The sequence below is a fragment of the Pseudomonas sp. ArH3a genome, from assembly GCF_022648765.1.
Classification (GTDB): domain Bacteria; phylum Pseudomonadota; class Gammaproteobacteria; order Pseudomonadales; family Pseudomonadaceae; genus Aquipseudomonas.
Genome location: NZ_CP080330.1, coordinates 3,967,593 through 3,991,615, shown reverse-complemented (window position 1 = coordinate 3,991,615; position 24,023 = coordinate 3,967,593). Strand labels below are relative to the sequence as shown.

Annotated in this window: 24 protein-coding genes and 1 pseudogene; 10 read left to right on the top strand and 15 right to left on the bottom strand. The window is 59.4% G+C overall.

Annotation, left to right across the window (positions count from 1 at the left end; translation table 11 throughout):
* Positions 1 to 9 precede the first annotated feature (9 nt).
* Positions 10 to 1,116 carry a cell division protein ZapE gene (zapE, locus tag K0P33_RS18270; RefSeq protein WP_242150278.1) on the top strand — a complete coding sequence of 369 codons (1,107 nt, stop codon included), beginning with the start codon at positions 10 to 12 and terminating at the stop codon, positions 1,114 to 1,116.
* Between the two features lie 158 nt (positions 1,117 to 1,274).
* Entirely contained in the window at positions 1,275 to 1,766 is a 492-nt protein-coding gene (locus K0P33_RS18265) for a GNAT family N-acetyltransferase (protein WP_094950669.1), read from the top strand.
* Between the two features lie 113 nt (positions 1,767 to 1,879).
* Here the strand turns inward: K0P33_RS18265 and K0P33_RS18260 are convergent, their stop codons facing one another.
* From K0P33_RS18260 to K0P33_RS18245, 4 genes are all read right to left on the bottom strand, one after another.
* On the bottom strand, positions 1,880 to 2,101 hold the full coding sequence (locus K0P33_RS18260; RefSeq protein WP_094950670.1) for a hypothetical protein: 222 nt from the start codon (positions 2,099 to 2,101) through the stop codon (positions 1,880 to 1,882).
* Between the two features lie 142 nt (positions 2,102 to 2,243).
* Positions 2,244 to 4,484 (bottom strand): TonB-dependent siderophore receptor, encoded by a 2,241-nt coding sequence (locus K0P33_RS18255; RefSeq protein ID WP_242150274.1) that lies wholly within the window; start codon positions 4,482 to 4,484, stop codon positions 2,244 to 2,246.
* Positions 4,485 to 4,613: 129 nt separating this feature from the next.
* The gene (locus tag K0P33_RS18250; protein WP_242156075.1) at positions 4,614 to 6,356 is read right to left on the bottom strand and encodes a phosphoethanolamine transferase CptA; all 1,743 of its coding nucleotides are present in this window, start codon (positions 6,354 to 6,356) and stop codon (positions 4,614 to 4,616) included.
* Between the two features lie 151 nt (positions 6,357 to 6,507).
* Positions 6,508 to 6,684 carry a DUF6026 family protein gene (locus tag K0P33_RS18245; RefSeq protein ID WP_155296013.1) on the bottom strand — a complete coding sequence of 59 codons (177 nt, stop codon included), beginning with the start codon at positions 6,682 to 6,684 and terminating at the stop codon, positions 6,508 to 6,510.
* A 269-nt stretch (positions 6,685 to 6,953) separates the two neighbouring features.
* Here K0P33_RS18245 and gnd point away from each other — a divergent pair, with 269 nt between their 5' ends.
* The 3 genes from gnd to K0P33_RS18230 are packed head-to-tail and all read left to right on the top strand — an operon-like array spanning position 6,954 to position 10,278.
* On the top strand, positions 6,954 to 7,937 hold the full coding sequence (gnd, locus tag K0P33_RS18240; RefSeq protein ID WP_094950673.1) for a phosphogluconate dehydrogenase (NAD(+)-dependent, decarboxylating): 984 nt from the start codon (positions 6,954 to 6,956) through the stop codon (positions 7,935 to 7,937).
* Positions 7,934 to 9,457: a glucose-6-phosphate dehydrogenase gene (gene zwf / locus K0P33_RS18235; protein ID WP_094950674.1), complete on the top strand. Its 1,524-nt coding sequence runs from the start codon at positions 7,934 to 7,936 to the stop codon at positions 9,455 to 9,457. The genes gnd and zwf overlap by 4 nt, the downstream gene beginning before the upstream one ends.
* Positions 9,454 to 10,278 carry an HAD family hydrolase gene (locus tag K0P33_RS18230; protein WP_094950675.1) on the top strand — a complete coding sequence of 275 codons (825 nt, stop codon included), beginning with the start codon at positions 9,454 to 9,456 and terminating at the stop codon, positions 10,276 to 10,278. The genes zwf and K0P33_RS18230 overlap by 4 nt, the downstream gene beginning before the upstream one ends.
* Positions 10,279 to 10,368: 90 nt before the next feature.
* Here the strand turns inward: K0P33_RS18230 and K0P33_RS18225 are convergent, their stop codons facing one another.
* Positions 10,369 to 10,629, bottom strand: a complete 261-nt coding sequence (locus K0P33_RS18225) for a hypothetical protein (protein WP_083358686.1) — start codon at positions 10,627 to 10,629, stop codon at positions 10,369 to 10,371.
* 344 nt (positions 10,630 to 10,973) lie between these two features.
* On the opposite strand from K0P33_RS18225, the gene K0P33_RS18220 reads away from it, so the two are divergent.
* The gene (locus tag K0P33_RS18220; protein WP_094950676.1) at positions 10,974 to 12,299 is read left to right on the top strand and encodes a sigma-54 dependent transcriptional regulator; all 1,326 of its coding nucleotides are present in this window, start codon (positions 10,974 to 10,976) and stop codon (positions 12,297 to 12,299) included.
* Positions 12,300 to 12,385: 86 nt separating this feature from the next.
* Here the strand turns inward: K0P33_RS18220 and K0P33_RS18215 are convergent, their stop codons facing one another.
* From K0P33_RS18215 to K0P33_RS18185, 7 genes are all read right to left on the bottom strand, one after another.
* Positions 12,386 to 13,696, bottom strand: coding sequence for a hypothetical protein (locus K0P33_RS18215; RefSeq protein WP_094950677.1), 1,311 nt, complete (start codon positions 13,694 to 13,696; stop codon positions 12,386 to 12,388).
* Positions 13,697 to 13,745: 49 nt separating this feature from the next.
* The gene (locus K0P33_RS18210) at positions 13,746 to 14,495 is read right to left on the bottom strand and encodes a hypothetical protein (RefSeq protein WP_242150270.1); all 750 of its coding nucleotides are present in this window, start codon (positions 14,493 to 14,495) and stop codon (positions 13,746 to 13,748) included.
* A gap of 37 nt (positions 14,496 to 14,532) precedes the next feature.
* Positions 14,533 to 15,210 carry a C39 family peptidase gene (locus K0P33_RS18205; protein ID WP_242150267.1) on the bottom strand — a complete coding sequence of 226 codons (678 nt, stop codon included), beginning with the start codon at positions 15,208 to 15,210 and terminating at the stop codon, positions 14,533 to 14,535.
* A gap of 62 nt (positions 15,211 to 15,272) precedes the next feature.
* Positions 15,273 to 15,947: a heme utilization protein gene (locus K0P33_RS18200; RefSeq protein WP_094950680.1), complete on the bottom strand. Its 675-nt coding sequence runs from the start codon at positions 15,945 to 15,947 to the stop codon at positions 15,273 to 15,275.
* A 67-nt stretch (positions 15,948 to 16,014) separates the two neighbouring features.
* The gene (locus K0P33_RS18195) at positions 16,015 to 16,581 is read right to left on the bottom strand and encodes an adhesin (protein ID WP_242150264.1); all 567 of its coding nucleotides are present in this window, start codon (positions 16,579 to 16,581) and stop codon (positions 16,015 to 16,017) included.
* The gene (locus K0P33_RS18190; protein WP_094950682.1) at positions 16,578 to 17,033 is read right to left on the bottom strand and encodes a hypothetical protein; all 456 of its coding nucleotides are present in this window, start codon (positions 17,031 to 17,033) and stop codon (positions 16,578 to 16,580) included. Before K0P33_RS18190 ends, K0P33_RS18195 begins: the two co-directional genes overlap by 4 nt.
* 316 nt (positions 17,034 to 17,349) lie before the next feature.
* Complete coding sequence (locus K0P33_RS18185; RefSeq protein ID WP_242150261.1) at positions 17,350 to 18,345, bottom strand: FecR family protein; 996 nt, start codon at positions 18,343 to 18,345, stop codon at positions 17,350 to 17,352.
* Positions 18,346 to 18,497: 152 nt separating this feature from the next.
* Between K0P33_RS18185 and K0P33_RS18180 the strand changes: the two genes are divergently transcribed.
* Positions 18,498 to 18,767, top strand: coding sequence for a PepSY domain-containing protein (locus tag K0P33_RS18180; RefSeq protein ID WP_094950684.1), 270 nt, complete (start codon positions 18,498 to 18,500; stop codon positions 18,765 to 18,767).
* A 445-nt stretch (positions 18,768 to 19,212) separates the two neighbouring features.
* Positions 19,213 to 20,250, top strand: coding sequence for an Ldh family oxidoreductase (locus K0P33_RS18175; RefSeq protein ID WP_242150258.1), 1,038 nt, complete (start codon positions 19,213 to 19,215; stop codon positions 20,248 to 20,250).
* Between the two features lie 35 nt (positions 20,251 to 20,285).
* Here K0P33_RS18175 and K0P33_RS18170 read toward each other — a convergent pair whose 3' ends face one another.
* Positions 20,286 to 20,615, bottom strand: a complete 330-nt coding sequence (locus K0P33_RS18170; RefSeq protein ID WP_242150255.1) for a DUF883 domain-containing protein — start codon at positions 20,613 to 20,615, stop codon at positions 20,286 to 20,288.
* 164 nt (positions 20,616 to 20,779) lie between these two features.
* Here K0P33_RS18170 and K0P33_RS18165 point away from each other — a divergent pair, with 164 nt between their 5' ends.
* On the top strand, positions 20,780 to 21,034 hold the full coding sequence (locus K0P33_RS18165) for a hypothetical protein (RefSeq protein WP_003190904.1): 255 nt from the start codon (positions 20,780 to 20,782) through the stop codon (positions 21,032 to 21,034).
* Here K0P33_RS18165 and K0P33_RS18160 read toward each other — a convergent pair.
* Positions 21,027 to 21,925, bottom strand: a pseudogene (locus K0P33_RS18160) (LysR family transcriptional regulator). The gene K0P33_RS18165 and the pseudogene K0P33_RS18160 sit on opposite strands and share 8 nt — an antisense overlap.
* A 91-nt stretch (positions 21,926 to 22,016) precedes the next feature.
* Here K0P33_RS18160 and K0P33_RS18155 point away from each other — a divergent pair.
* A complete protein-coding gene (locus tag K0P33_RS18155) occupies positions 22,017 to 22,943 on the top strand; it encodes a carbon-nitrogen hydrolase family protein (protein WP_094950689.1) in 927 nt (308 codons plus the stop codon).
* Positions 22,944 to 23,469: 526 nt separating this feature from the next.
* Here K0P33_RS18155 and K0P33_RS18150 read toward each other — a convergent pair.
* Positions 23,470 to 24,021, bottom strand: a complete 552-nt coding sequence (locus K0P33_RS18150) for a GNAT family N-acetyltransferase (RefSeq protein WP_242150252.1) — start codon at positions 24,019 to 24,021, stop codon at positions 23,470 to 23,472.
* Positions 24,022 to 24,023: the final 2 nt, after the last annotated feature.

The following is a 24,023-nucleotide window of genomic DNA, read 5'->3' as shown; positions in this document are numbered from 1 at the left end:
CTGGCACGCATGACTTTCGACTCGCCTCTCGCCGCTTACCAACACGCCATCGCCCAGCAAGGGTTCGTCCCCGACGACGCCCAGTGCCAGGCGGTGCAAGCCCTGCAAGCCTGCCACGAGGCCTTGCATCAAGGCCGCGCGCCCATCACCGGGGTTTATCTGTGGGGGCCGGTGGGGCGCGGCAAAACCTGGTTGATGGACCAGTTCTACCAAAGCCTGCGGGTGCCCGCGCGACGCCAGCATTTCCATCACTTCATGGGCTGGGTGCATCAGCGTTCGTTCCAGCTCAGCGGTATCCAGGACCCCTTGCAGGCTTTGGCTCGGGAACTCGCCCAGGAAGTACGCGTGCTGTGTTTCGACGAGCTGTTCGTGAATGACATCGGTGACGCGATCATTCTCGGCCGCTTGTTCCAGGTGATGTTCGAGGAGGGCGTGGTGGTGGTCTGCACGTCGAATCAGCCGCCCGACCAGCTCTACGCCGGCGGCTTCAATCGCGAGCGTTTCCTGCCGGGCATTGAGGCGATCAAGCAGCACATGCAAGTGGTGGCGGTAGACGGTGGTGAAGATCACCGGTTGCATCCTGGTGTGGGCCTGCAACGCTACTGGGTGAACCAGCCGGATGCACTTGCCACGGTATTCAAGCAACTGAGTGAAGGGCAGGCGGTGAGCGGCGGGGCGGTCACGGTTGGTTATCGTTCGATTGTGGCGGTGCAGTCCAGCGACACGGTGCTGTGGTGCCGCTACTGTGATCTGTGCGAACAGCCGCTGGCGGCCATGGACTTTATGCTGCTGTGCGACCGCTTCAAGGCGATTCTGCTGGGTGAAGTCCCCAACCTGAGCGCGCAAAAACGCCCGGCGCGCATTGCCCGGGGCACCGAAGATGCTGCCCAGCGCGTCGTGGCCGGTGATCGTGAGTTACCTGAATTGTCGGTGCATGATGACAGCGTGCGGCGTTTTATAGCGCTGGTGGACGAGTGTTATGACCGTAAAGTGCCGTTGTTCATCGAGGCCCGCGTGCCGCTGCAAAACCTCTATACCGAAGGCTATCTTGAGTTTGCATTTCGACGGACCCTGAGCCGCTTACAAGAGATGCAACTTCAACGTTTCGGCGCATAGGAAAAATCCGAGGCTGATGGTGCCTGTTAATGCGCACAACCTTCGCGCTTTCTATCGGGCATCTGTAGTTAATCTCCTTCATCTACTGCCTGCTCCGCGCTTACAATTGTTCCCCTAAAAGGGAGCCTATTCCCTTGTTGTCGTGATTGAGGAAGGACATGGACACCCCAGACATCCTGGTGCTGCAAGCCAGCTACACCAACCCCGTTCATGCCGAGGCCATCGGCCTGGTGCTTAACCATTACGCCGAAGACCCAATGGGCGGCGGCCATACGTTGCCTGCGGACTTGCTGCAGCAACTGCCCGCCGAACTGGCCAAGCGCGCCCACGCGTTCAGCGTACTGGCGTTTGTCGGCGGCGAGCCGGCGGGGTTGGTTAACTGCTTTGAAGGGTTCTCGACGTTTGCTTGCCGCCCGTTGGTTAACGTTCACGACGTGGTGGTGATGAATCAGTTTCGGGGCCTGGGGTTGAGTCAGAAAATGTTGCAGAAGGTCGAAGAGATCGCGCGTCAGCGTGGTTGCTGCAAGATCACCCTGGAGGTGCTCGAGGGCAATGAGGTGGCTCAGTCGGCGTATCGCAAGTTCGGTTTTGATGATTCGATTTTTGACCCGGCTCACGGGCGCATGTTGTTCTGGAATAAGCCGCTTTAATAGTTGCGGTTATTAAACTCAAAACAAAAAAAGGCGCCATTAAATGGCGCCAAGTTAACCTTTGCCAACGGAGCGGAATGGCGCAGGGTAGTGCGGATTAACTAAGTATTAAATTAGCTGTTCGGTTTTTGCTCGGCATCCGGTTGTTCGGTAGTGCGAGGCTTTACAGTCTTGCCATCGGCAATCGCTGTTTTGTCAGCCGTGCCGTGTGTCTTTTGCTGCATGAATGTGAAGTCGTTGTAAAACTGCTTGGAGCGCTCTGAACCGCCTTCTGCAAAGGCGGCAGCGGAGGTCAGGGTCATCAGGCTGGCAAGCATCAAGGTCGAGAGTTTCATGGCAGTATTCCCATTAAGAGTGATAGGTTTCCGGTCGCTCCTTGATCAGATTCATGGGGCGAGTTTGGAGGGGCCTTATTAAGAGGGAATTAACGGGGCGCGCCCCAAAAGTTAACGATTGTGTTAACTTCGGGGGCGTGGCTTAAAGCCTCCAGTCCAGCGCGAGCGTGATAGAGCGCGGGTCTCCCCAATACACGCCATTATAAAAGCCGATACGTTCGTAATATTTTTTATCAAATAGATTATTGACGTTAACTGATGCCGAAACATGCTCGTCGAACTGATAACGCGACATCAGGTTGACCACGGTGTAGGCCTGTTGGGTGATCTTCGCCCGCGTGGTGATCAGGTTGCCCTCGCCATCCCGGGCGCCCGTCGGGCGGTTGCTGAAGTCATACGTGTCGCTCTGCCAGTTGACCGCGCCACCGACGGTCAGCTTGTGCCACGCGCCAGGCAGCCGGTAGGCGCTGGAGACCTTCAGCAGGTTGAGTGGCTGTTCGGTATTGTTGCGTTTGCCTGAGCCATTCAGCGAGTGGGTATAGGTGTAGCCGGCAGTCACATTCCAATCGCGCATGACTTCACCGGCGACCTCCAGTTCGAAGCCCTTTACCTTGTTACCTTTGCCACCGGATTTGTAGTACTCCTCGCCTGTGGTCGGGTTCGGTGGTACCGAGTCGTCCCGTTCTGCCACGTTGTTCTGGGTGCTCCAGAAATAAGCCGCGGCCACATTCAAGCGCTGTTCCAGCAGGCTGCCTTTGAGGCCCACCTCGTAATTGCTACCTACGACGGGTTCCAGGTACTTGTTACTTGCGTCGAGGGCGTCCTGCGGTGTGAAAATATCGGTGTAACTGGCGTAGACCGTGTACTCCGGCGTCAGGTCATAGAGCAGCCCGGCATAAGGCGTCCACATATCATTGTGCGTCTGGCGGGACTTGTCGCTGTTCTTCAGCTGGTCGTTGGCGTCATAGTCAGGGACGGCCGTTTCGTATTCCCAGCTGCCATAACGGCTGCCCAGCACGGCGTGCAGGCGATCGGTCAGGTTCAGTTGAGTGGCAAGGTAACCCGCCTTTTGTTTTTTATTGCTGTGTTCACCTTTGAGGTGGGTGACCGTGTCGGGAAACTTGCCGATCCCGCCCATGTATTTCCAGTCGTCGATGGTGTTGTACCCGTCTGGTGTTTTGCCCCTGCGCATAAACGGTGAGGTGTCGCGTTGCGCGGCTTCCGCATACCCCACCATCAGCTTGTGCTCGCGACCGGCAAGCGCATAAGTCCCGGCGAGGCTGAGGTCAATGGCCTCCATTCTGGAGGTGCCGAGCATATGGCTGCTCCAGGCGTTCATGCCGCTGCGATTTTCATTAGGAAAGCCGGCGCCGCCATAGTAGACCTTGCCGTCCGTATCGCTTTGACGATGGGTATAGGCCGCTTTCAGGTGCCAGTCACCCGCGAGCCGATGGTCCAGCGTCACGAAGGTGGTCTTGTCCGTCAGTGGCCAGGAACTCCAATCCGCCGCCATGTTGGTGGAACGCGAGAGCTTGGCCTTGCCGCCTTGGCTGTTCCAGTAAGGCACGGTGCCCCAGGAGGTACCTTGCACGTGCTTGTCCTGGTAATCAAAGCCTACGGCCAGCACGGTGTCGTCTGAAAGATCGCCCTCTAGAATGCCGTAGCCGACGGTGCGCTGTAGCCCGTAGTTGTCACGGATCGACTTGCTGTCGCGGTAGGCCAGCACGCTGCGCCCGCGTAAGCGACCGTCAAATGCCAGTGGGCCGCCCACATCCACGTAGCTGTAGTAGTTGTCATGGCTGCCAGCGCTCACGCCGGTCTTGGCCTGCCATTTTGCGGTAGGGCGCTTGCGTACCATGTTGACGGTGGCCGAGGGGTCGCCTGCACCGGTGGTCAGCCCCGTGGCACCGCGGACGACCTCGATGCGGTCGTAGATGATGGTGTCGGCGTCTGACTTCATATACCCGAAGGTACTGAGCATACCGTCAACCTGGTAATTGGTGATGCCATAGCCACGGGAGGTATAGGAAACGCGGTCGGAGTCGTTGTGCTGGACGTTGACACCCGTGGTCTGGCGCAGCACGTCGGTCAGGGTGTTGAGATTGAAGTCGTCCATCTGTTGGCGGGTGATCACCGAGATCGACTGCGGGGTTTCTTTAATGGACAGGTCGAGCTTGGTCGCCGTACTCATCGAGCCCGTGGTGTAGGCCCCGGTGTGCTCGGTGTTGGCGCCCAGGCCTTCGGCGGTGATGCTTGTGGCGCCCAGCTCAAGGGCTTTCGCCGGAGGGTGTTCGGGGTCGGTTTCAGCCAGCAGGTCCGGGCTTAAAACAGCGCCGAACAGGCCAAGGGTGAGGGTCATTGAACGGGTAAAAGGCGCGAACATCGCGGTAGACTCCTTGTCGTCTTTGAGGCCGCCCCGGAAAGGGAAGGCCATGGCTCAAAGACGAAAGGAGGCGGAGAACTTTAGGCTTAAACGAGAATGATTGTTATCTTTCTGTTGCAGAGCCCTCAGCTATTTGGCAACCACCTCAGCCGCATCCGGCTTCTTCGGCTTGATCAAGCTGAAATCGATCAGGCCTTTTTTCTGGGCGATATAGGGGTCGCCAATCATCAATGGGCGCGGCTTGAAGCTGTCATTGACCAGGCTTTTGCTGCGGTCCCATTCATCGAAGCTCAGCCCGGCGAGGTCTGCCCAGGTGTGAATCAATTGCGAACTGCTGGAGGGCCGCTGCAGGCTGCTTGCGAAGCTCCAGTTGTGGGTTTCGCGCCATTTCGGTGAGGCGTACGCGATGAAGGGAATGGTGTACATCGGTGCCGTCGGCTTGCCCTCGTTACGCCCCAGGGTGCTGTGGCCGACCGAGTCGTACACGTCTTCGCCGTGGTCTGACAGGTAAAGCAGGAAACCGTTGGGATCGGTCTTGGCGTAGTCCTTGATCAGGCTTGATACCACGAAGTCGTTGTACAGCACGGCGTTGTCGTAGCTGTTGTAGACCGGCAGCTGCGCGTCGCTGATGCCCGGCGGTACGCCCTGGCGATCGGTGAATTTGTCGAAGGTCGGCGGGTAGCGGTACTGATAGCTCATGTGCGTACCCAGCAGGTGCACCACGATGAACTTGCGCTCGGTGGGATCGGCCATGGCCTTGGCAAACGGTGCCAGCACGTCGCCGTCGTATTGGCGGGCGTTCTGGTTGCGGTTGTTATTGAGATACACCTGCTCGTCGGCCTGTTCGGAGAAGGTCGTGAGCATGGTGTTGCGCTTGGTCATGGTCTGCTGGTTGGTGATCCAGTAGGTCTTGTAGCCGGCCTGTTTCATCACGCTGATGATTGACGGCGTCTTGAGGTACAGGTCCGGGTTCTCTTCATCGGCGAAGGTCAGCACCTGTTGCAGCGCTTCAATGGTGTAGGGGCGCGGGGTGATGACGTTATCGAACACCGCCAGTTGGTCGCGCAGCTTGTCCAGTTCCGGCGTGGTGTTGCGCGGGTAGCCGTAAAGGCTCATGCGCTGACGGTTGGTGGATTCACCGATGACCAGCACCAGGGTCGACGGCTGGCCGGCCATGCTGTCCTTGAGGTTCTTCAGGGGCGGGATCTGGCTGGCGCTGGTCAGCATGCCTTGCATACTGTTCAACTGTTCGGTGTAACGGCGGTAAGCGACGATCATCTGCCACGGCACCGCAGGTTCGATGCGGGTCTCGAAACCGTCGATGGCGTGTTCCATGCTGTCATTGGTAGCAATCTGTTTGACCAGCGGGTAACCGACCACGGCCACTACGATGGCGGTCGCCGCCAGTATCGACTGGCCACGCGGCAAGTAAACCGGACGCACGCGGGTCCACAGAAAAACAGCCAGGGCGGTATGGGCGATGAACGCCAGCACGATCCACCAGGCAAAGTATTGGGTGGCGTATTCGCCGGCTTCAGAGATGTTCGACTCGAACATGATGAAGATGACGCTTTGCGAAAATTCCTGCTGGTAGATGAAGAAGTAACCCAGGCTGGCCATGGAACAGGCCCACAGCACCACACCGATCAAGGCGGCGAGCAAGCGTGTACGCCGTGGGAATAGCAGCATCGGCGCCAGCCACAGCGCACTCATGAAGAACGCTTGGCGAAAACCGCTGAAACCGGAGGTGCCGGTCAGTTGGATCAGAAGTTGGGTAATACCCGAGAAGTACCAGAAAAACAGGAACAGCCAGCCAAGGCCAGCCCAATCAAAGCCTTTCGCAGACTTCGTGCTGCGTTTGAACATCGCCATCCAGCGCTCCAACCCGATAATTGCCAGTCGTCGCGCAGGAATGCGCGCAACAGAGGGCCACCGCACGTGGGCGGCCCTTTTCGGCGGGAGTATCGGGAGGAAGATGTGAAAACTTTGTGAGTTATTCCTGAACGGTTCGTTCAGCTTACGTTCAGCAAAGGGCGGGCTGGGTGCCGGAGGCTAGGTTGATTTGGGCCTGAAGGTGTGAGCGCAGGCGCAGCACTTCCTGCTGCAACTGATCGCGCTCGTCTTTCAACTGGCGCAATTCATCGCGTCGGACGCTGACGTAGAGGGTCTGTGGCGGGCGGGTCATCTGTGCTGTGCTCATTGCTTACCTCGCAAATAGCCGGTAGATCGCGGTGCCGGAACGCTTAAATCAAGGTTCTCGACAACAGTCGGAAGCAATTCTGAATTCTTTTTTGAATCAAGGGAACTTTTTTATTTTTGATGGTCTTGTGACTTTTTGGGCCGTGATGCTGAAACGATGGCTATTTTTTTGTCATGAAACTACACGGATCTGCTCTGGACTAACCCTCATTAGCCTCATTGCGCTATAAACTATGTCACACATTTTTTAGCAGTTAGGAGCATCAGCACATGCAACTGGGGATTATCGGACTAGGCCGCATGGGCGGTAACATTGCGCGGCGCCTGATGCTCAATGGGCATACCACCGTTGTATACGACCGTAACGAAGCATTTGTAAAAGGCTTGAGCGAGGAGGGCGCCACCGGCGTCGCCGACTTGAAAGCCCTGGTAGCCGGCCTGCAAAAGCCGCGCGCCGTTTGGGTCATGCTGCCTGCAGGCGACCCGACTGAAAACACCATCAATGAACTGAGCGAACTGCTGGAAGACGGTGATGTGATCATCGACGGCGGCAACACCAACTATAAGGATGACGTACGTCGCGCTAAAGCGCTGTCGGAAAAAGGCCTGCACTATGTCGACGTCGGCACCTCTGGCGGCGTTTGGGGCCTGGAACGTGGCTATTGCATGATGATCGGTGGCGACGCCGCGACCGTGCAGCGCCTCGACCCGATCTTCGCCAGCCTGGCTCCGGGCCTGGGTAATATCCCACGCACCAAGGACCGTTCCGCCCAGGCTGACAGCCGCGCCGAGCACGGCTACATCCATGCTGGCCCGGCCGGTTCCGGGCACTTTGTGAAGATGATTCACAACGGCATCGAGTACGGGATGATGCAGGCCTTTGCCGAAGGCTTCGACATCCTCAAAACCAAGAACTCGGAAAACCTGCCGCAAGACCAGCGCTTTGACCTCAACGTCGCCGACATCGCCGAAGTCTGGCGCCGTGGCAGCGTGGTCTCGTCCTGGCTGCTGGACCTGACTGCCGACGCCCTGGCTACCGACCCGAAACTCGACGGTTACTCAGGCTCCGTGGCCGACAGCGGTGAAGGCCGCTGGACCATCGAAGCGGCCATGGAGCAAGCGGTGCCGGTACCGGTATTGTCCACCTCGTTGTTCGCGCGTTTCCGTTCCCGCCAGCAGAGCACCTACGGTGACAAAATGCTGTCTGCCATGCGCTTCGGCTTTGGCGGCCATGTGGAGACTTCCAAAAAATGACCGTTAACGGCAAGAAACCCAAGGCCGAACCCGCTCCACCCACCACGCTGTTTCTGTTTGGCGCCCATGGCGACCTGGTCAAGCGCCTGCTGATGCCTGCGCTTTACAACCTGAGTCGTGACGGGCTGCTGGGCGATGGCCTGCGCATTGTCGGCGTTGATCACAACGCCATCAGTGACGCCGACTTCGCCAAGAAGCTCGAGGATTTCATCCGCACCGAGGCCGCGAGCAAGGTCAAGGGCAATGCCGACAACGCCCTGGACCCTGAGCTGTGGGCGCAGTTGGCCAAAGGTATCAGCTACGTCGAGGGTGACTTCCTCGACGACAGCACCTATGCCGACATCAGCAAGAAAATCGCCGACAGCGGCACCGGTAACGCGGTGTTCTACCTGGCCACTGCACCGCGCTTCTTCAGTGAAGTGGTGCAGCGCCTGGGCAGCGCCGGTTTGCTCAACGAAACCGATGACGCGTTCCGTCGTGTGGTGATCGAAAAGCCGTTCGGCTCTGACCTCGCCACCGCTGAAGCGCTGAACGCGTGCCTGCTCAAAGTGATGAGCGAGAAGCAGATCTATCGCATCGACCATTACCTGGGCAAGGAAACGGTGCAGAACATTCTCATCAGCCGTTTCTCCAACGTGCTGTTCGAAGCGTTCTGGAACAACCATTACATCGACCACGTGCAAATCACCGCGGCGGAAACCGTCGGCGTGGAAACCCGGGGTAATTTCTTCGAAAAAACCGGCACCCTGCGCGACATGGTGCCCAACCACCTGTTCCAGCTGCTGGCGATGGTCGCCATGGAGCCGCCGGCAGCGTTTGGCGCCGATGCGGTACGCGGTGAGAAAGCCAAGGTCGTCGGGGCCATCCGGCCCTGGTCACTGGAAGATGCGCGGGCCAACTCGGTACGCGGCCAGTACACCGCCGGCCAGATCGGCGGCAAGGCGCTTCCCGGTTACCGCGAAGAAGCCAACGTCGCGCCCGACAGCAGCACCGAGACGTTCGTGGCCCTCAAGGTGATGATCGACAACTGGCGCTGGGTCGGCGTGCCGTTCTACCTGCGCACCGGCAAGCGCATGAGCATTCGCGACACTGAAATCGTGATCTGCTTTAAGCACGCGCCTTACGCGCAGTTCCGCGATACCGAAGTGGATGAGCTCAAGCCCACCTACCTCAAAATCCAGATCCAGCCGAACGAAGGCATGTGGTTCGACCTGTTGGCGAAAAAACCTGGGCCGACCCTGGAAATGGCCAATATCGAGTTGGGTTTCGACTACAAGGACTTCTTCGAGATGCAGCCGTCTACGGGTTACGAAACCCTGATCTACGACTGCATGACCGGTGATCAGACCCTGTTCCAGCGCGCCGACAACATCGAAAACGGCTGGCGTGCGGTGCAGCCGTTCCTGGATGCCTGGAAAGAAGACGACGGTATCCAGGCCTACAAGGCCGGTGAAGATGGCCCGGCCGCTGCCGATGCCTTGCTGGCCCGCGATGGCCGCACCTGGCATAGCCTCGGATGAGTGACGCCGCGATCCATCCCATCCGGTTTGTACTGAGTGATATGGACGGCACGTTGCTGCGCGCTGACCACACGCCTAGCCAGCGCACCATCGACACGGTGCGCGCTTTGCGCGAGGCCGGGGTGTTCTTCAGCTTGGCCAGCGGGCGGCCGCCCAAGGCCATGATGCAGATGGTCGAAGCGTTTGGCATTGATGTGCCGGTAGCGGGCTTTAATGGCGGTACGTTGGTCAACCCCGATGGCAGCATACTGCTGGCGCATCATCTGCCGGCAGACGCGGCATTGGTTGCGCTGGCGCTGTTCAGCGCAGAGCCGGACGTAGAAGTCTGGCTGTTTGCCGACGGTGATTGGCTGCGCCGTGACCCGCCTGGCCCTATGGTCGCGCGGGAAGCGGATGGCTTGGGCTACGGGCCGGTGGTGGTCGAGAGTTTCGAGCCGTACCTGGATCGAGTCGACAAGATCGTCGCCGCCAGTCACAACACGCAATTGCTCAAAGAGCTGGAAGCACAGCTGCAACCCAAGGTCGAAGGGTTGGCGCATGTGTCGCGCTCACAACCGGTGTACCTGGACGTGACCGCCATGCTCGCCAACAAGGGTGAAGCCCTGAAGACCCTGGCGGCGCACCTTGGGGTGCCGCTTGAGCAAACGCTGGCCATCGGTGACGGTGGCAACGACCCGGCGATGTTTCACGTGGCAGGGTTGTCGATTGCCATGGGCCAGGCCGAAGAAGTGGTCAAGCGTCAAGCCAGCGTCGTCACCGGCAGTAATATCGAGGATGGCGCAGCCGAAGCTATCGAGCGGTTTATTCTCGCGCAGAAGTAACTGCGCCAGTTTGAATTGGCCACGCTCTAACAGCGAACTTGCGATCATTGTTTCTGCTTGCAGACAATGATCGCAAGTTGCTGCCTCGCATTACTTCGGCATTGCCCACGATTGCAACTGATGGCCATCTTTGTCGAGTTCGGCGCGCGCCTGCAACAACAAATCTTCCAGTTGCGCCGGGTCGGTATAGGCACTCGAAGACAGTTGTTTGCTGCCGATACGGGTATTGGTACGGTCGATGACGCTCAGGCTGAGGGCGCCATTGCCATCGTGCCAGGCCACGCACTGAAAGGGCTGGAAAGCACGGTCTGCGATCAAAAGAGCTTCGTTGATGCGGAGCGGGGCGTTCATGTGGGTGTTCTCTCTAAATGCCCATTCAAGTGAGTGCCGTCGGTTGGGCGAGCCAAACGGCTAGTTACTTGTACTGATGCACGATGGCGGGGTACGGGTCACATCCTAGAGCAAGAAATTTTAACTTTCCGTGATTAACGTCATGTAAGCGGCTGTTTTGGAAGCTGAATGAACGTTTCGGCGCGCCTCTAGTCTTTAGTCGAAAAGTCCGGGGGGTGGCTTTTTGCCAACACTTATAGCGAAACGGTACAAGGCGCGCGTCAATACCTTGCTAGTGTTAGCGCCAGGCATCACAAACCATTGTTTCTAAATAACTTTAATAATTCTGGCGCCAAGGAATAGTCATGGTTGTTACACCTGCCCAACGTCGCCTGCTGGTGGTCGATCCCTGTGACGACTGCCATGGGCTATTGCCCGGCCTGCGCACCGCCGGGTGGGAAGTGGACAGCTGTGCCCTAGGTGCGGTGGGCGATCGCTCGTGTGATGTGGGCTTGCTGCGCTTGCAGCCCGAGCACCTTGAACGCCCAGAAGCGGTCAAGGAATTGATCAGCCGCAGCGGTACCGAATGGATCGCCGTGCTCAGCCCGGATGTTCTGCGTCTGCAAAAAGTCGGTGATTTTGTCTGCGAATGGTTTTTCGACTTCCACACATTGCCTTTTGATGTGGCACGCGTGCAGGTCACGCTGGGGCGTGCGTTCGGCATGGCACGCCTGCGCGGCAAAGGCTACGCGCTGGTCGACGAGCCGGAACATGAACTGCTCGGCGACAGCCGACCCATCCGTGAACTGCGTAAATTGCTGGCTAAGCTTGCGCCCACCGAATCGCCGGTACTGATTCGCGGCGACAGCGGCACCGGTAAAGAGCTGGTGGCCAAGACCCTGCATCGTCAATCCCAGCGGCATGCCAAGCCATTTGTCGCGATCAACTGCGGCGCGATCCCCGAACACTTGATTCAGTCCGAGCTGTTCGGCCATGAAAAAGGTGCGTTTACCGGCGCGCACCAGCGCAAGGTCGGGCGCATTGAGGCGGCCCACGGTGGCACGCTGTTCCTTGACGAGATCGGCGATTTGCCGATGGAACTGCAAGCCAACCTGCTGCGTTTTCTGCAGGAAAAACAAATCGAACGCGTCGGCGGCAGCCAGCCCATCCCGGTGGATGTGCGCGTACTGGCGGCGACACACGTCGACCTGGAAGCGGCGGTAGCGAAGGGCACTTTTCGTGAAGACTTGTATTACCGGCTCAATGTCCTGCAGGTGATTACCGCGCCGCTGCGTGAGCGCCATGGCGACGTGGCGATGCTGGCCAATCACTTTTCGCGCTTTTACAGTCAGGAAACCGGGCGTCGCCCACGCAGTTTCAGCGAAGATGCGCTGGTGGCGATGGGGCAACACCCGTGGCCGGGCAATGTGCGCGAGTTGGCCAACCGTGTACGCCGTGGCTTGGTGCTGGCGGAAGGGCGGCAGATCGAAGCCGTTGATCTGGGGCTGCAAGTTGAGCAGGCAATCGCGCCACCGATGGCTACACTGGAAGATTACAAGCACCGCGCCGAACGTCAGGCGCTGTGCGATGTGCTCAACCGGCACAGCGACAACCTGAGTGTCGCGGCCCGTGTGCTGGGGGTTTCCCGGCCGACCTTCTACCGGTTGCTGCACAAACACCAGATCCGCTAGGGCGGGTAAACCGAAAAGCCCCGCAACGACGCTTATCGTTGCGGGGCTTTTCTTTGTGGCCAGGGACGCTCCGCGCCCGGCTGTCCCTAGAAGTAATACGGAAACTTCAAACTGAACGTAAAGTCCGGCGCATCATCCGTCATCCCAATGGACAGGTTCGGCACAATCGTCAGGTTCTCCGACGCCGCAATGGTCATGCCGACGTTGAAATAACCGGCGTTCGCATCGCTGGAGACCACCGATTGCCAATCCTGGCCACTCTGCTTGACCCTGCTTTTACGTTGCACCAGGTCGGACACCGAGAACGACATACTCATCTTCTCGTTGAGGGCGAAAGCGACGCCCACACCGAACTGGAAGCTGTCACCCAGGCTGACTTTACCGGGGGTTTTCTGGTTGACGTTGGGGTTGATGTCGCTGAACGAATCCTCGAAGTTATGGGTGTAGGACAGCGAACCGAACAGCACCGCGGGATCGAACGTCTTGACCAGGGAAATGCCCGGCGTCACCGACCACACACCGTTACCGGTTGGCAGGCTTTCCGGTATCGCGAGGTTATCGTTGCCGGCTTGCTCAATCAGCTTGATGCCATAGGGTTCCTTGCCGGTCGGCGCCTTGACCCGCAATGACACCACCGCGTCCGGCAGGTTGGCACTCTCATCGAGGAACTTATACGCAATGCCGAAGTTGACATCGCCGATGGTTGGGTCTCGGGTGACCGAGCCTTCCGAGGTGTTTTTGGCATCGCCGCCGGCACCACCGGACTGGTAGGTCGCTTCGCGGTACACCACCGGCACGTTCAGGTCGAACTGCCAGCGGTTGTCCAGGTTGTAGCGGCCGGTGAGGTCCAGGGTCCAGCTGTCTGACTTGATCCGGTCCAGGTTGATATTGCCGAGGAAGATCGAGTCCAGTGCCAGAAAGCCGTTGAGCGACAACTGGCGCGCGTCGTAGCGCGCATAGGTGATGCCGGTTTCAAAGCTGAACTTGCCGTTGCCGAAAAAGCCGCTGGCCTCGTTGTACAAGTTGCTCACACTTTGTGCCGGCGCCGAGTCGTCCTTCAGGTTTTGCCCGTAGGAACTGCCACCCGCTGCGCCGCCAGAAGCTGCAGCAGCGCCGACCCCGCGTGTATTGCCGGCGACAGTGGTGCCGCCTTTCTGGAAGTCGGCAGGTGATTTGGCCAAGCGTTTGGGTGCCGGCGTGGCAGGTTGATCTTCTACTTGTCTTACGCGTTGCTCCAATACGGCCAGTGCTTTTTGCTGCACTTCATAACGCTGTTTGAGCTCCAGCAGTTCCTGTTTCAACGTCTCGATATCCGTATCCGGCGCGGCATACAGCACGGATGCGGGTAGGAGCGTACTCAAACAAATCACGGCACGTAACGATAACGATCGATGCATGAAATAAGCCGTCCCTTTCTAATGCGTAAGTGTCGTGGCTCAGCGTAGTTCAATAACCGGCAGGGCGTAGGCCTTTGAGTTGATCAAGATTCAGGTTCTGGGTGATGTTGTTCAAACCGTTGTTGCCCAGCACCACATTGAGTTGGGTCAGGTTGTTCACGAAATTGCTGTTGCCTTGAATAACCGTGCCTTGCAGGACATTGCCGCCGCCAATTTGCTGCACCACATTGCCCTGGTTGTTGTTGGCCTGAAGCGCCATTTGCAGCCCGCCATTTTTAGCCGTGACCGTGACTTGGCCGGCCGCCGTGCCGCCGGTAATCGGCTGGCCGGCAACGAGGGCCTGCCCGGATTGCACGTAATTGGCCGGCGCCAGGCCGTTTTTCGTCACATTGATGTCGACGCCGTTATTGGCGGTGTTACCGTCACCTGCCGCCCGCACGCTTTGCGTGACGCCTTGGCCCGTGCCCAGGCCCGCACCGCCCACCACAGTGCCGGTGCCGTTAGGCTGCTTGACCACGCCGGTGCCGTCGTTGCCGGTAATCTGCACGTAGAACTGCGGGGTGATGGTGGAAGCGTTGACCTGCATATTGGCGGTACCGGTGACGGTTGCACCGGCGGCGTTGGTCCAGGTGCTGCTCATCACCAGGCCAAAGCTGACGATCCGTCCGGGCATCACATAACGCCCGCGCAGGTCAGCCATTTCCGAGTCTTTGAGTTCGATCGGCTTGAACGCGGAGGATGCGTAAGCCGGTGCTGAGGCTGCCAGGCACATGACCGTCAGCCAACGGAGAGTGTTCATCGTTTGCTCCTGGAGCATCCTGCTCCTTATTGCGCCTCTAGAAGAAGTCGCTCTGGATGAAACCGAAGTCCATCAATTCACTGTCGCGCACCGGGCTGAACTCGTTCAGCTGGTTCTTGGCGGTCAGCGGGGTGGGCGGCGTGAGCAGGGCGTTGGCCTTGTCATAGCCCTCGCCGATCACCGCGAACACAATGCCGTTCCAGCCCTTGACGAAGTCTTCCTTGGCATAGCGCTTGTTACCCAGCACGGGGTCGCCGATATACACCCACTCCTTGTCGGCACGCTGCAACACCACGAAGTGCTTGTAGCCGCGAATTTCCAGCAGAACGACCACGGGCACTTTCACGGTGATCAGCACTTCAGGCGTAATCCGGTAGCCCTTGGCGCGCATGTGGATGCTTTCCAGATAGCGCTTCATGTCAAGCATGGAGAAGCCCTGGGTGCGGACCAGATCCTGGTCCGCGTTGATCAGCATGCCCTTGATGACGTGGTCTTCATCCACGTCCATCCAATAGGCTTGGCGCAGGATGGTCGCCAGTGCGGCGGCACCGCAGCTGAAATCGGTTTTCTGTTCCACCAGGTTGGCGAATTTGCGCTCGCGGATGCTTTCGACCTTTTTGTACATCAACCCACCGCCGGGCATGACGATTGCCACTTGCCCTGCCAAGGCGTGGCCGGTGAGTGCGAGCAAAAGAAGGACGGCAACGAGGCGCATGATCGTATGACCTGCTGGACACTGGAAATAAAAAGGGCCTTGTTGCCAAGGCCCGATCAGGATCAGAAGCGAGTGATTGCTACGTTGTTCTGACCTTGGTTGTTGCTGCCCGACAGAACGTTGGAGTTCGACACCCCAGAGCTGTAGTTCATCGAGTTGTTCACGCTGGCGTTGTTGACCACCGGTTTGGTGTTCCAGCCGTGGCCGCTGGCCAGGTTGAGGGTCAGGTTGCCCGATACATCTTGCACGCCGGTAACGGCGGCGGCGCCGCTGTTGCCATTGCCCGAGGCGATTGCAACGCTGTTGCTGCCTTGGTTGGAGGTGCCCGAGGCGGCGTTCAGTTGAATCACACCCGAAGCGTGGTTGCCGCTGTCGTTGAGCGAAGCATTGTTTTTGGTGCCGCTGTTGACCACCAGGTTGCCGGTATTCGATTGTGCGGTGCCGGTGGTGGCAAACACGAAGTCGGCATCGCCGGCAACGATAGCCACATCGTTTTTACCTTGGTTGTTGTCGCCGCTCAGCACGTTGCCGTTGGCCACGCCGCTGATGTGGTTGTAGGAGTCATTGGCGGAGGCGTTGTTTTTGGTTTTGTCATTGATCACCACGTTGCCGTGGTTGCTTTGACCATCCAGTGTGGTTGCCGCCGCCGTGGTAGGAGGTTGACCCGCTTGAGCAGCAACAGCCATGAGCGCAGCGAGAGCGAAAGCCAGTGGTTTAAGAGCCATTGTAGTTTTCATGGTGTATCTCCTTGCTTCTAATTAGTTGGTTAAGTGTTGGTACGGTCTATCTAGCGACTCAGCTCCATCAGTTGAGTCGTACATTCAGGGTGTTAGCCACTCGGTTCCCCACCCCGGCGCTCTGGTTGACCTGAACCACTCCACGGCTGCCGGTGAAGGCCTGGTCGCTGGTAACGACCTGGCGGCTGCCAGTGGTAGGGGTCAACGCTGAGTCGGTTGCAAGCGCAACGTTCTGTTGCGACATGACGCTGTCGTCGATGCTTTGCGGGCCAGCGCTGAGGCTGATACGCACGGCATTGATCATCTGGTTCTGGGCCCCGGCCGACTGGTTGACGCTCAGTGCACCGTTGCCATTGCTGAAAGAGTTGCCCTGGATCGCGGCCTTGGCGTTCAAGGCGCGGTCGTCGGCGGCACCGCTGATTCTCTGGGTGACGGAGATGTTGGCCTGGGCGTTGTGGCCCACGGCGATGGCGACGTTATTGCTCAACTGTTGCTGGTCGCCGGCGGCCTGGTTGATCGAGGCCACGCCGTTGTACTGGCTGCCCGAGTTGTCGATAGTTGCGTTGTTGTTGCTGCTGTCGGCCATCGCCGCTGTGCAACTGAACGCTGCGAGAAGCATCCAGGAGCGATTCATTTCATTGCCCCCCCGACCATGCCGCTGATGTTGTTCAACGGGGCGAGTCCGCTGGAGATCGCGCCGTTGACGGTGCCCGCAATTGCGCTACCACCCCCGTGGCCGGCTGCACTGGCCGCACCCAGGTTGTTGGCGCTGCCGATGTTGTTCAAACCGGTGATGTCACCATTGGGCATGATGCTGCGGGTAATGCTTGAGCCACTGCTGATACCGGCGATGTCGTGGTCGCTCAGCTCATTGCTGGTCGCGCGGAAGACTTGCGCAGAGGGGTTGGCATTGACGGTGGTGGGGTAGGGGTCGACGCCGCGTGCACGGCCGATCGAATAAGGCTGGACCTGACGTTCGACCACGATCACACCGTCGCCCGCCGCGAGCACTGGAAAGCTCACGCTGGCACTCAATGCACAGCTGATCAGCAGGAGGCTCAGTGAGCCTGGATTGTGTGTGTCCACGGCAGTGTTCCTTATTCTTCGCGCTGACTCTAAACAGCGCTGTAAGGGAAAGAGCAGAACGCGTGCCGCTTTTGGTTTTGTGTTGATATTCAGTGGGTTGTGATTAAGGCGGGGCGAAGTGATGGCCAGGGTGTTTCAGCGTTGAGACACCCGCCGTATGGCTGGGTATGCCCAGCCCCACCGCAGGGGTGTCTCAGCGATGTAACAGTGCCCATGACAAAAGCATGAGTCCGCACCGGGTGGGCGGTTCAGGCCAGGCAGGTGTATCAAAAATGGACACTGCGGGCGCAAGCACGCCCATGGGTGCAACAAAGGCTTAGCCTTTGGGCGTTTTACGCGGGATGGAGTTGAGTACGGGGTTGCCGTCCTGGTTCTGGGTCAGGTAGACCGGCAGCACCTTGGGCAGGGAAGGGATGAGGTTATTAACCTCATTGATGTTGTAAATGCCGCCGATGCGAATCGTCCCGGTTGTGGCGTCGGCCAGCATCACCGGTTTGTTCAGGTAGCGGTTGATCAGCGGCAGCGCATCGGCCAGGGCCAGGTTGTCGAGCACCAGCTTGCCCTGGCGCCATGCCAGGCCTGCGTCGTTGGGGTGGGTGACGGCGACCTGCGGGGCGGCATCTCCCGTGTGGTAACTGGCCTGCATGCCGGGGCTGAGCGGCACGCTGGCGTGCAGCGCGTCGCTGGCAATCTGCACTGAGCCTTCAAGCAACGTGACCCGCACCTGGTCTTCATACTTCCAGACGTTGAACTGGGTGCCGGTGACCCGAACCTGCCCTTCGCCCGCGCGCACGATAAACGGGTGATTGCCGTCATGGCTGACTTTGAAAAACGCTTCGCCCTTTTTCAGGGTCACCCGGCGCTGGTTTTTGTAGTTGCTGTAGACCAGTTCAGTGCCCAGGTTCAGCTCGACCTGGCTGCCATCGCCAAGGGTGACCTTGCGCAGGCCATTGGCGGCGTCAAAGTGTTCATAGGAACTGGGCAGCCAGCCCGCTTCCCAGCCGGTAAAGGCCGCCAGCGGCAATGCGGCGAGGCACACTGCGGCGGCCACTGCGTAGGTGCGCAAGCGGCTGCGCGGCTTGAACTGCACCACCACTGCCACAGGTTCGCTGCGCGGCAGGTGATCGGCCACGTCCCAGATTTCCAACATGGCCGCATATTCGAAGGCATGCAGCGGGTCGGCATCGTGCCACTGCGCAAAAGCCTGACGTTCGCCCGCCGTGCAATCACTGGCATGCAGGCGCATGCACCAATGCGCGGCGGCGTCGGTGATGGCGTCATATTCGGCTTCTGAAAGGGACTTTTCGCTCATTAACTCATCCTGATTTCGCGCATTCTAACCTCCTGAGGCGGACCGCGAGAACAGCCATCATGGCGATTGCACATCAATTGGAACTTATTCTCGTTTGGGAATATCAGAAATTACAGGACACGAGTCCGTCATTCCCACAATGGAGTACGAACATGCTGAAGAAAACCTTAGTCGCCCTGTGTGCAACCACCGCCCTGCTCAGTGCCGGTGCAGCGATGGCTGATAAGCCGGGCGCGGGCTGGATTACCATCGAAAAGGCCATCGAAGTGGCCAAGACCAAGGCTGGATACGTCGAGGTTTACGCGGCCGAAGCGGACGACAACGGCTATTGGGAAGTCAAAGGCCGCAAGTCCGATGGCACCGTGTATGAAGCACGTATCGACGGCGCTTCCGGCAACATCCTGCGCGACCAGAAAGACTGACGGTGCCTCTGGGGGCTGCTCAAGCCCCCGGATCCAATACGCGGCCCAGGTGAGTAATCAAGCAGGTCGCCGAATCGGCGTTGGCCAAGAGGGTGTCCATGCGCGTGTCGGCGTCGCTCATGAATACCTGTCGGGCAGCTTTTAGGTGCTTGGCGCCGGTGGTACTGAGGATTTTTTGTTTAACCGAACTGGTTTCAGTGCCGCCACCAACGTCTTTCCAAACCCCCTTGCTGATGGTTCTAGTATTTATCCAGGTCCGGTTGAAAGAACCGAGTGACCAAAAACAGCCTGCGCTTATTGTCATCGCGAACAGTAAAGGCGAAGCCTCTTTGCGGATTCTGATGAGGCCGTGCGTAAGTTGACATCAGGCGCGGTGCGTGGTGTTTAATCAACGGCCTGAATGTCCATTCGTTGCCCCCTTCCAATCATAAAAACGGAGCTTCAAATGTCTGCGCAGTCTCCGACAGTTGCCACGGCGTCAACCTCTATCGGCTTCACTGAGTTGGTGGTATTGCTACAACAGGTCTTCGTCACGCACGGCACATCGCACGAGGTGGCCGCCATCCTGGCGCACAACTGCGCCAGCGCCGAACGCGATGGCGCGCATAGCCATGGCATCTTCCGCATCCCCGGTTACCTCAGCACCCTGGCCAGCGGCTGGGTCGACGGCAAGGCCGTGCCGGTGGTCACCGATGTGGCGTCCGGCTTCGTACGGGTAGACGCCTGCAATGGCTTCGCCCAACCTGCGCTGGCGGCGGCCCGTGCGTTGCTGGTGGCCAAGGCTCGCAGTGCGGGTATTGCATTGCTGGCTATTCACAATTCCCATCACTTTGCCGCGTTGTGGCCGGATGTCGAACCCTTCGCCGAAGAAGGCCTGGTGGCGCTGAGCGTGGTCAACAGCATGACCTGTGTGGTGCCCCATGGCGCCGATCGCCCGCTGTTCGGCACCAACCCCATCGCCTTTGCCGCACCACGGGCAGACGGCGCGCCCATCGTGTTTGACCTGGCCACCAGCGCCATTGCCCATGGCGACGTGCAGATCGCCGCGCGCAACGGCGAGCGCCTGCCGCCGGGCATGGGCGTCGACAGCCTTGGCCAGCCGACCCAGGACCCTAAAGCCATCCTTGAAGGCGGTGCATTGTTGCCGTTCGGCGGGCACAAGGGCTCGGCACTGTCGATGATGGTCGAGCTGCTGGCGGCGGCGTTGACCGGTGGCAACTTCTCGTTTGAGTTCGATTGGTCGGATCACCCGGGAGCACGCACGCCCTGGACCGGGCAGTTATTGATCCTGATCGACCCGAGCAAAACCGCCGGGCAAAGCTTTGCCGAGCGCAGCCAGGAACTGGTGCGGCAGATGCATGCAGCGGGGTTGCGGCGGTTGCCGGGGGATCGGCGCCATCGCACACGGGCGAAGTCGCAGGAGGCTGGGGTTGAAATTGAAGCGAAGGATCTGCAGCAGCTACAGGAATTGGCCGAAGGTTGAACCGGGCTGCTGCCGCAGGCAGCAGCCCCAGTCGCTTAGTTGCGACGACCGAGCAACAGACCCACCACCAGGCCAAAGCCTGCGGAAATGGCCACGGTCTGCCATGGGTGGCCACCGATGTAGGTCTCGGTGGCATCCACCACCGGCTTGCTGCGCTCGCGCACGTTGGACACCGAGTCCAGCGCTTGCTTGAGCTTGATAGCGACCTGCTCGCGCAAGGTTTCGCCTTCCTCGCCTATCAGGGCGGCGCTGCTTTTGAGCAGCTTGTCCGATTCTTCGATCAACGCCGTCAGTTCACTGAACGCTTGATCCTTGATTTGATCTTCAACAGCTTGGGCAGTTTGGGCGGCAGTTTTGCGGGCCATTGTGTGACTCCTTGCGAGTGAATGTGACAGTGAACAATGGAGTGTCGGGCCGCGCCAAAAGTTGCAGTTTTTTTGCTGGCGGCGTGGCGCTGAGTAAAATCCGAATCAGGAAGTTTCAACCTACAGTGTAAGATGTCGCCTATTTGTGCAGCAGGTAATTCAACATGAGCTTCAATCTGGCCAACAAAACCCTCGCCGAACGCGCCGAGCTGGAAGATGAAAAGTCCCGCCTCTACGACCTGTGGCAGACCAACCTGGGCAAGGCCAAGGGCGAAGCGGCGCGGTTGTTTGGCGAGCGCGCCAAGCGTAAAGGCAAGTGGGCCGAGTGGGTGCGCGCCGAGCTTGATGGCATGTCGCCGCCGGAGTTTTCCAACATGGTGCGCAGCGAAGTCAACAAGCTGATGGCTGCGGCTAAGTAAAGCACGCCACCACCGCCTCGCGGACTTTCAGCAGCAGCGGATCGCGCTGGGCCTGGGTACGCCAGCCCAGTTCCACCGGGTAGCGCGGCAGCGCCAGCGGGCAGGGCAGCACGCGCAAGCCGCTGAGCTGCGCAATGGCCTCGGCGGCATGCCCGGGAATCGTCGCTACCGCGTTGCTGCCCTTGAGCAGGAACGGCAGTGCGGCAAAGTGGCTGGTGACGCGCACACCTGACGGCTCAACCCTTGGGCCGCCAGCCCTTAATCGGTAATCCCGATAAACCCGCCCGACGACACCAACACATGTTCGCGTGCAACAAACGCTTCCAGGCTGATGCCGAGCTGGCCTGGCGCCATGCTGTGCGGGTCGACCAGGCAGCGGTAATCGCCTTCCCCCAACACGTGCCGGCTCAGCCGGCGCTCGGCAAAGCCGCCGGCGGTGATCGCCAAGTCCAGGCTGCGGTCGAGCAGGGCGCCCGCGACGATCTGGCTGTGGGTTTGCCGGAAGATCACCCGCAGTTTGGGCGCGCGCAGGGCAATTTCCTGCATCAGTTGGCGGCCATGGGCAATCTCGAAATCATCGGACAAGCCCAGTACCACTGACCGGCCCTGGTAGTCGGGGTTATCCGGATTGATCATCGCCAGACTCTGTCGGCAGCGGTCCAGCGCTTCGCTGATCACCGGTTTCAGCTGGTTGGCGCGCAAGGTGGGCGCCAAACCGCGACCAGTGCGTACAAACAATTGATCGCCATACAGTTCGCGTAAACGCCTCAGGCCTGCGCTGACCGCCGACTGGGTGACGCCCAGGCGCAATGCCGCGCGGCTGGCGCTGGACTCATCGTGCAAGGCTTCGAAGGTTTTCAGCAGGTTCAAATCAACCTGGGCGATATTCATTTGGCTCATATCATTTAGCACTGAGGTGGGCTTTATTCATGATCGAGGCTGGCCGGAGAATGGGCAACCCCTAACATTTGGAGTGATCGTGATGCCCATTTCTACCGTGGCCGCTTTGCAAATCGGTTCGTTGCCCGGCGGCAAAGCTCAGACCCTGGCGCAAATCCTCGCCTATGAGGACCAGATCCTGCGCAGCGGTGCGCAACTGGTGGTGATGCCCGAGGCCTTGCTGGGCGGCTACCCCAAGGGTGAGGGTTTCGGCACGCAGTTGGGTTATCGCCTGCCCGAAGGTCGCGAAGCGTTTGCGCGCTACTTTGCCAATGCCATCGACGTGCCAGGCGTGGAGACTGAGGCGCTGGCCGGGTTGTCGGCACGCACCGGCGCCAGCCTGGTACTGGGTGTGATCGAGCGCAGTGGCAGCACGCTGTATTGCACCGTGCTGTATGTCGAGCCGTCGGGCGGCCTGGTGGCCAAGCACCGCAAGTTGATGCCTACCGGCACCGAGCGGCTGATTTGGGGCAAGGGCGATGGCTCGACCTTGCCGGTGATCGACGCAGCGGTAGGCCGCCTCGGCGGCGCGGTGTGCTGGGAAAACATGATGCCTTTGCTGCGCACCGCGATGTACGCCAAAGGCGTGGAGGTGTGGTGCGCACCCACGGTGGATGAGCGCGAGATGTGGCAGGTGAGCATGCGCCATGTTGCCCATGAAGGCCGTTGTTTCGTGGTAAGCGCTTGCCAGGTGCAGGCATCGCCTGAGGCGTTGGGCGTGGAGATTGCCAACTGGCCGTCAGACCGGCCGTTGATCGCTGGCGGCAGTGTGATTATCGGGCCGATGGGCGACATTCTCGCTGGGCCGCTGCTGGGGGAGGCGGGGCTGCTGACCGCGCAGATCAATACCGATGATTTGGTACGCGCACGTTATGACTATGACGTGGTGGGGCACTATGCGCGGCCGGATATTTTCGAGCTGGTGGTGGATGAGCGCGCCAAGCCGGGGGTGCGCACTATCACTGACTAAAGCTTGCCGGCGATAGCGGTCTTTGGGGGCGCTTCTTTAGGTAGATTGGGTACATATCCGTTGCTGCGGTAACGGCGGCTTAGGGTTTCGCTCTTACAGCGAGTCACTTTTTTACAAACGCCTAAAAAAGTAACCAAAAAACGCTTTGCCCCACCACTCGGTGCCTCGCTTAGGCTCGGCATGCCCGCACGCAGGCTTGAATCCGTGGGCCGCCGCGATGGGCCATCCTTGGCCCAGCGCGGCTAACCCGGCGTCCTGCCGGGTTACCCACGGATTCAAGCCTGCGTGCGGCCAGCGTGGTTAACGGGGCCTGTCAGATCAAGATCAAAATCAAAATCTACAGCACGGCGGCCTAGTAGCCGACCTGAGTGGTAGAAGCAAAAGCAGAGCACCACACCACCCTATTTAGCTGATGTAATGAGATCCCAATGTGGGAGCGGGCTTGCTCGCGAAGGCGGTGTTTCAGTTGCAAATGAGCGGACTGACCCACCGCCTTCGCGAGCAAGCCCGCTCCCCCATTAGATCTTCATTGTTTGGCTGATTTGAGTTCCAGCCACTCCTCGCGGGTCATCTCCCAAATGTCCCGCGGGAAGCTGCCTGCGACAAATTGGCCTGTCTGCGTCCTGATCAAGCGCATCCCGGCGCGTTCCGATATCCGCCGTGACCCTTGGTTGGGTGCGGCTTTGGGCACACGCATCAGCGGGCGCTTGAGTACAGCAAACCAATACTCGGTCACCGCCGCGCTGGCTTCGGTCATCAAGCCTTGGCCTTGCCATTGCGGGCCCAGCCAGAAGCCCCGGTTATCGTCCTGCTCATCCATCAGGCAGATATTGCCGATCAACTGTTCTGGCGCACTTTTGAGCCGGATCGACCAATGCCAATGTTCGCCTCGGGCCATGGCCGGCAAGGCGACCTGTTCCAGGAAGCTGCGAGCGCCATCGGCTGGGAAGGGCCAAGGCACCTCGTCGCTGAGGTAGCGCACCACTTCCCAATGCGCGAATTGCTGCTGGACGGCCTCGACATCGTCCAGGGTCAGCGGGCGCAGGATCAGTCTTTCGGTGAACAAAGTCGGTTGCATGG

Coding starts and splice junctions, on each gene's coding strand:
- zapE (WP_242150278.1), top strand. CDS start 10: ATGACTTTCGACTCGCCTCTCGCCGCTTACCAACACGCCATCGCCCAG.
- K0P33_RS18265 (WP_094950669.1), top strand. CDS start 1,275: ATGGACACCCCAGACATCCTGGTGCTGCAAGCCAGCTACACCAACCCC.
- K0P33_RS18260 (WP_094950670.1), bottom strand. CDS start 2,101: ATGAAACTCTCGACCTTGATGCTTGCCAGCCTGATGACCCTGACCTCC.
- K0P33_RS18255 (WP_242150274.1), bottom strand. CDS start 4,484: ATGTTCGCGCCTTTTACCCGTTCAATGACCCTCACCCTTGGCCTGTTC.
- K0P33_RS18250 (WP_242156075.1), bottom strand. CDS start 6,356: ATGGCGATGTTCAAACGCAGCACGAAGTCTGCGAAAGGCTTTGATTGG.
- K0P33_RS18245 (WP_155296013.1), bottom strand. CDS start 6,684: ATGAGCACAGCACAGATGACCCGCCCGCCACAGACCCTCTACGTCAGC.
- gnd (WP_094950673.1), top strand. CDS start 6,954: ATGCAACTGGGGATTATCGGACTAGGCCGCATGGGCGGTAACATTGCG.
- zwf (WP_094950674.1), top strand. CDS start 7,934: ATGACCGTTAACGGCAAGAAACCCAAGGCCGAACCCGCTCCACCCACC.
- K0P33_RS18230 (WP_094950675.1), top strand. CDS start 9,454: ATGAGTGACGCCGCGATCCATCCCATCCGGTTTGTACTGAGTGATATG.
- K0P33_RS18225 (WP_083358686.1), bottom strand. CDS start 10,629: ATGAACGCCCCGCTCCGCATCAACGAAGCTCTTTTGATCGCAGACCGT.
- K0P33_RS18220 (WP_094950676.1), top strand. CDS start 10,974: ATGGTTGTTACACCTGCCCAACGTCGCCTGCTGGTGGTCGATCCCTGT.
- K0P33_RS18215 (WP_094950677.1), bottom strand. CDS start 13,696: ATGCATCGATCGTTATCGTTACGTGCCGTGATTTGTTTGAGTACGCTC.
- K0P33_RS18210 (WP_242150270.1), bottom strand. CDS start 14,495: ATGAACACTCTCCGTTGGCTGACGGTCATGTGCCTGGCAGCCTCAGCA.
- K0P33_RS18205 (WP_242150267.1), bottom strand. CDS start 15,210: ATGCGCCTCGTTGCCGTCCTTCTTTTGCTCGCACTCACCGGCCACGCC.
- K0P33_RS18200 (WP_094950680.1), bottom strand. CDS start 15,947: ATGAAAACTACAATGGCTCTTAAACCACTGGCTTTCGCTCTCGCTGCG.
- K0P33_RS18195 (WP_242150264.1), bottom strand. CDS start 16,581: ATGAATCGCTCCTGGATGCTTCTCGCAGCGTTCAGTTGCACAGCGGCG.
- K0P33_RS18185 (WP_242150261.1), bottom strand. CDS start 18,345: ATGAGCGAAAAGTCCCTTTCAGAAGCCGAATATGACGCCATCACCGAC.
- K0P33_RS18180 (WP_094950684.1), top strand. CDS start 18,498: ATGCTGAAGAAAACCTTAGTCGCCCTGTGTGCAACCACCGCCCTGCTC.
- K0P33_RS18175 (WP_242150258.1), top strand. CDS start 19,213: ATGTCTGCGCAGTCTCCGACAGTTGCCACGGCGTCAACCTCTATCGGC.
- K0P33_RS18170 (WP_242150255.1), bottom strand. CDS start 20,615: ATGGCCCGCAAAACTGCCGCCCAAACTGCCCAAGCTGTTGAAGATCAA.
- K0P33_RS18165 (WP_003190904.1), top strand. CDS start 20,780: ATGAGCTTCAATCTGGCCAACAAAACCCTCGCCGAACGCGCCGAGCTG.
- K0P33_RS18155 (WP_094950689.1), top strand. CDS start 22,017: ATGCCCATTTCTACCGTGGCCGCTTTGCAAATCGGTTCGTTGCCCGGC.
- K0P33_RS18150 (WP_242150252.1), bottom strand. CDS start 24,021: ATGCAACCGACTTTGTTCACCGAAAGACTGATCCTGCGCCCGCTGACC.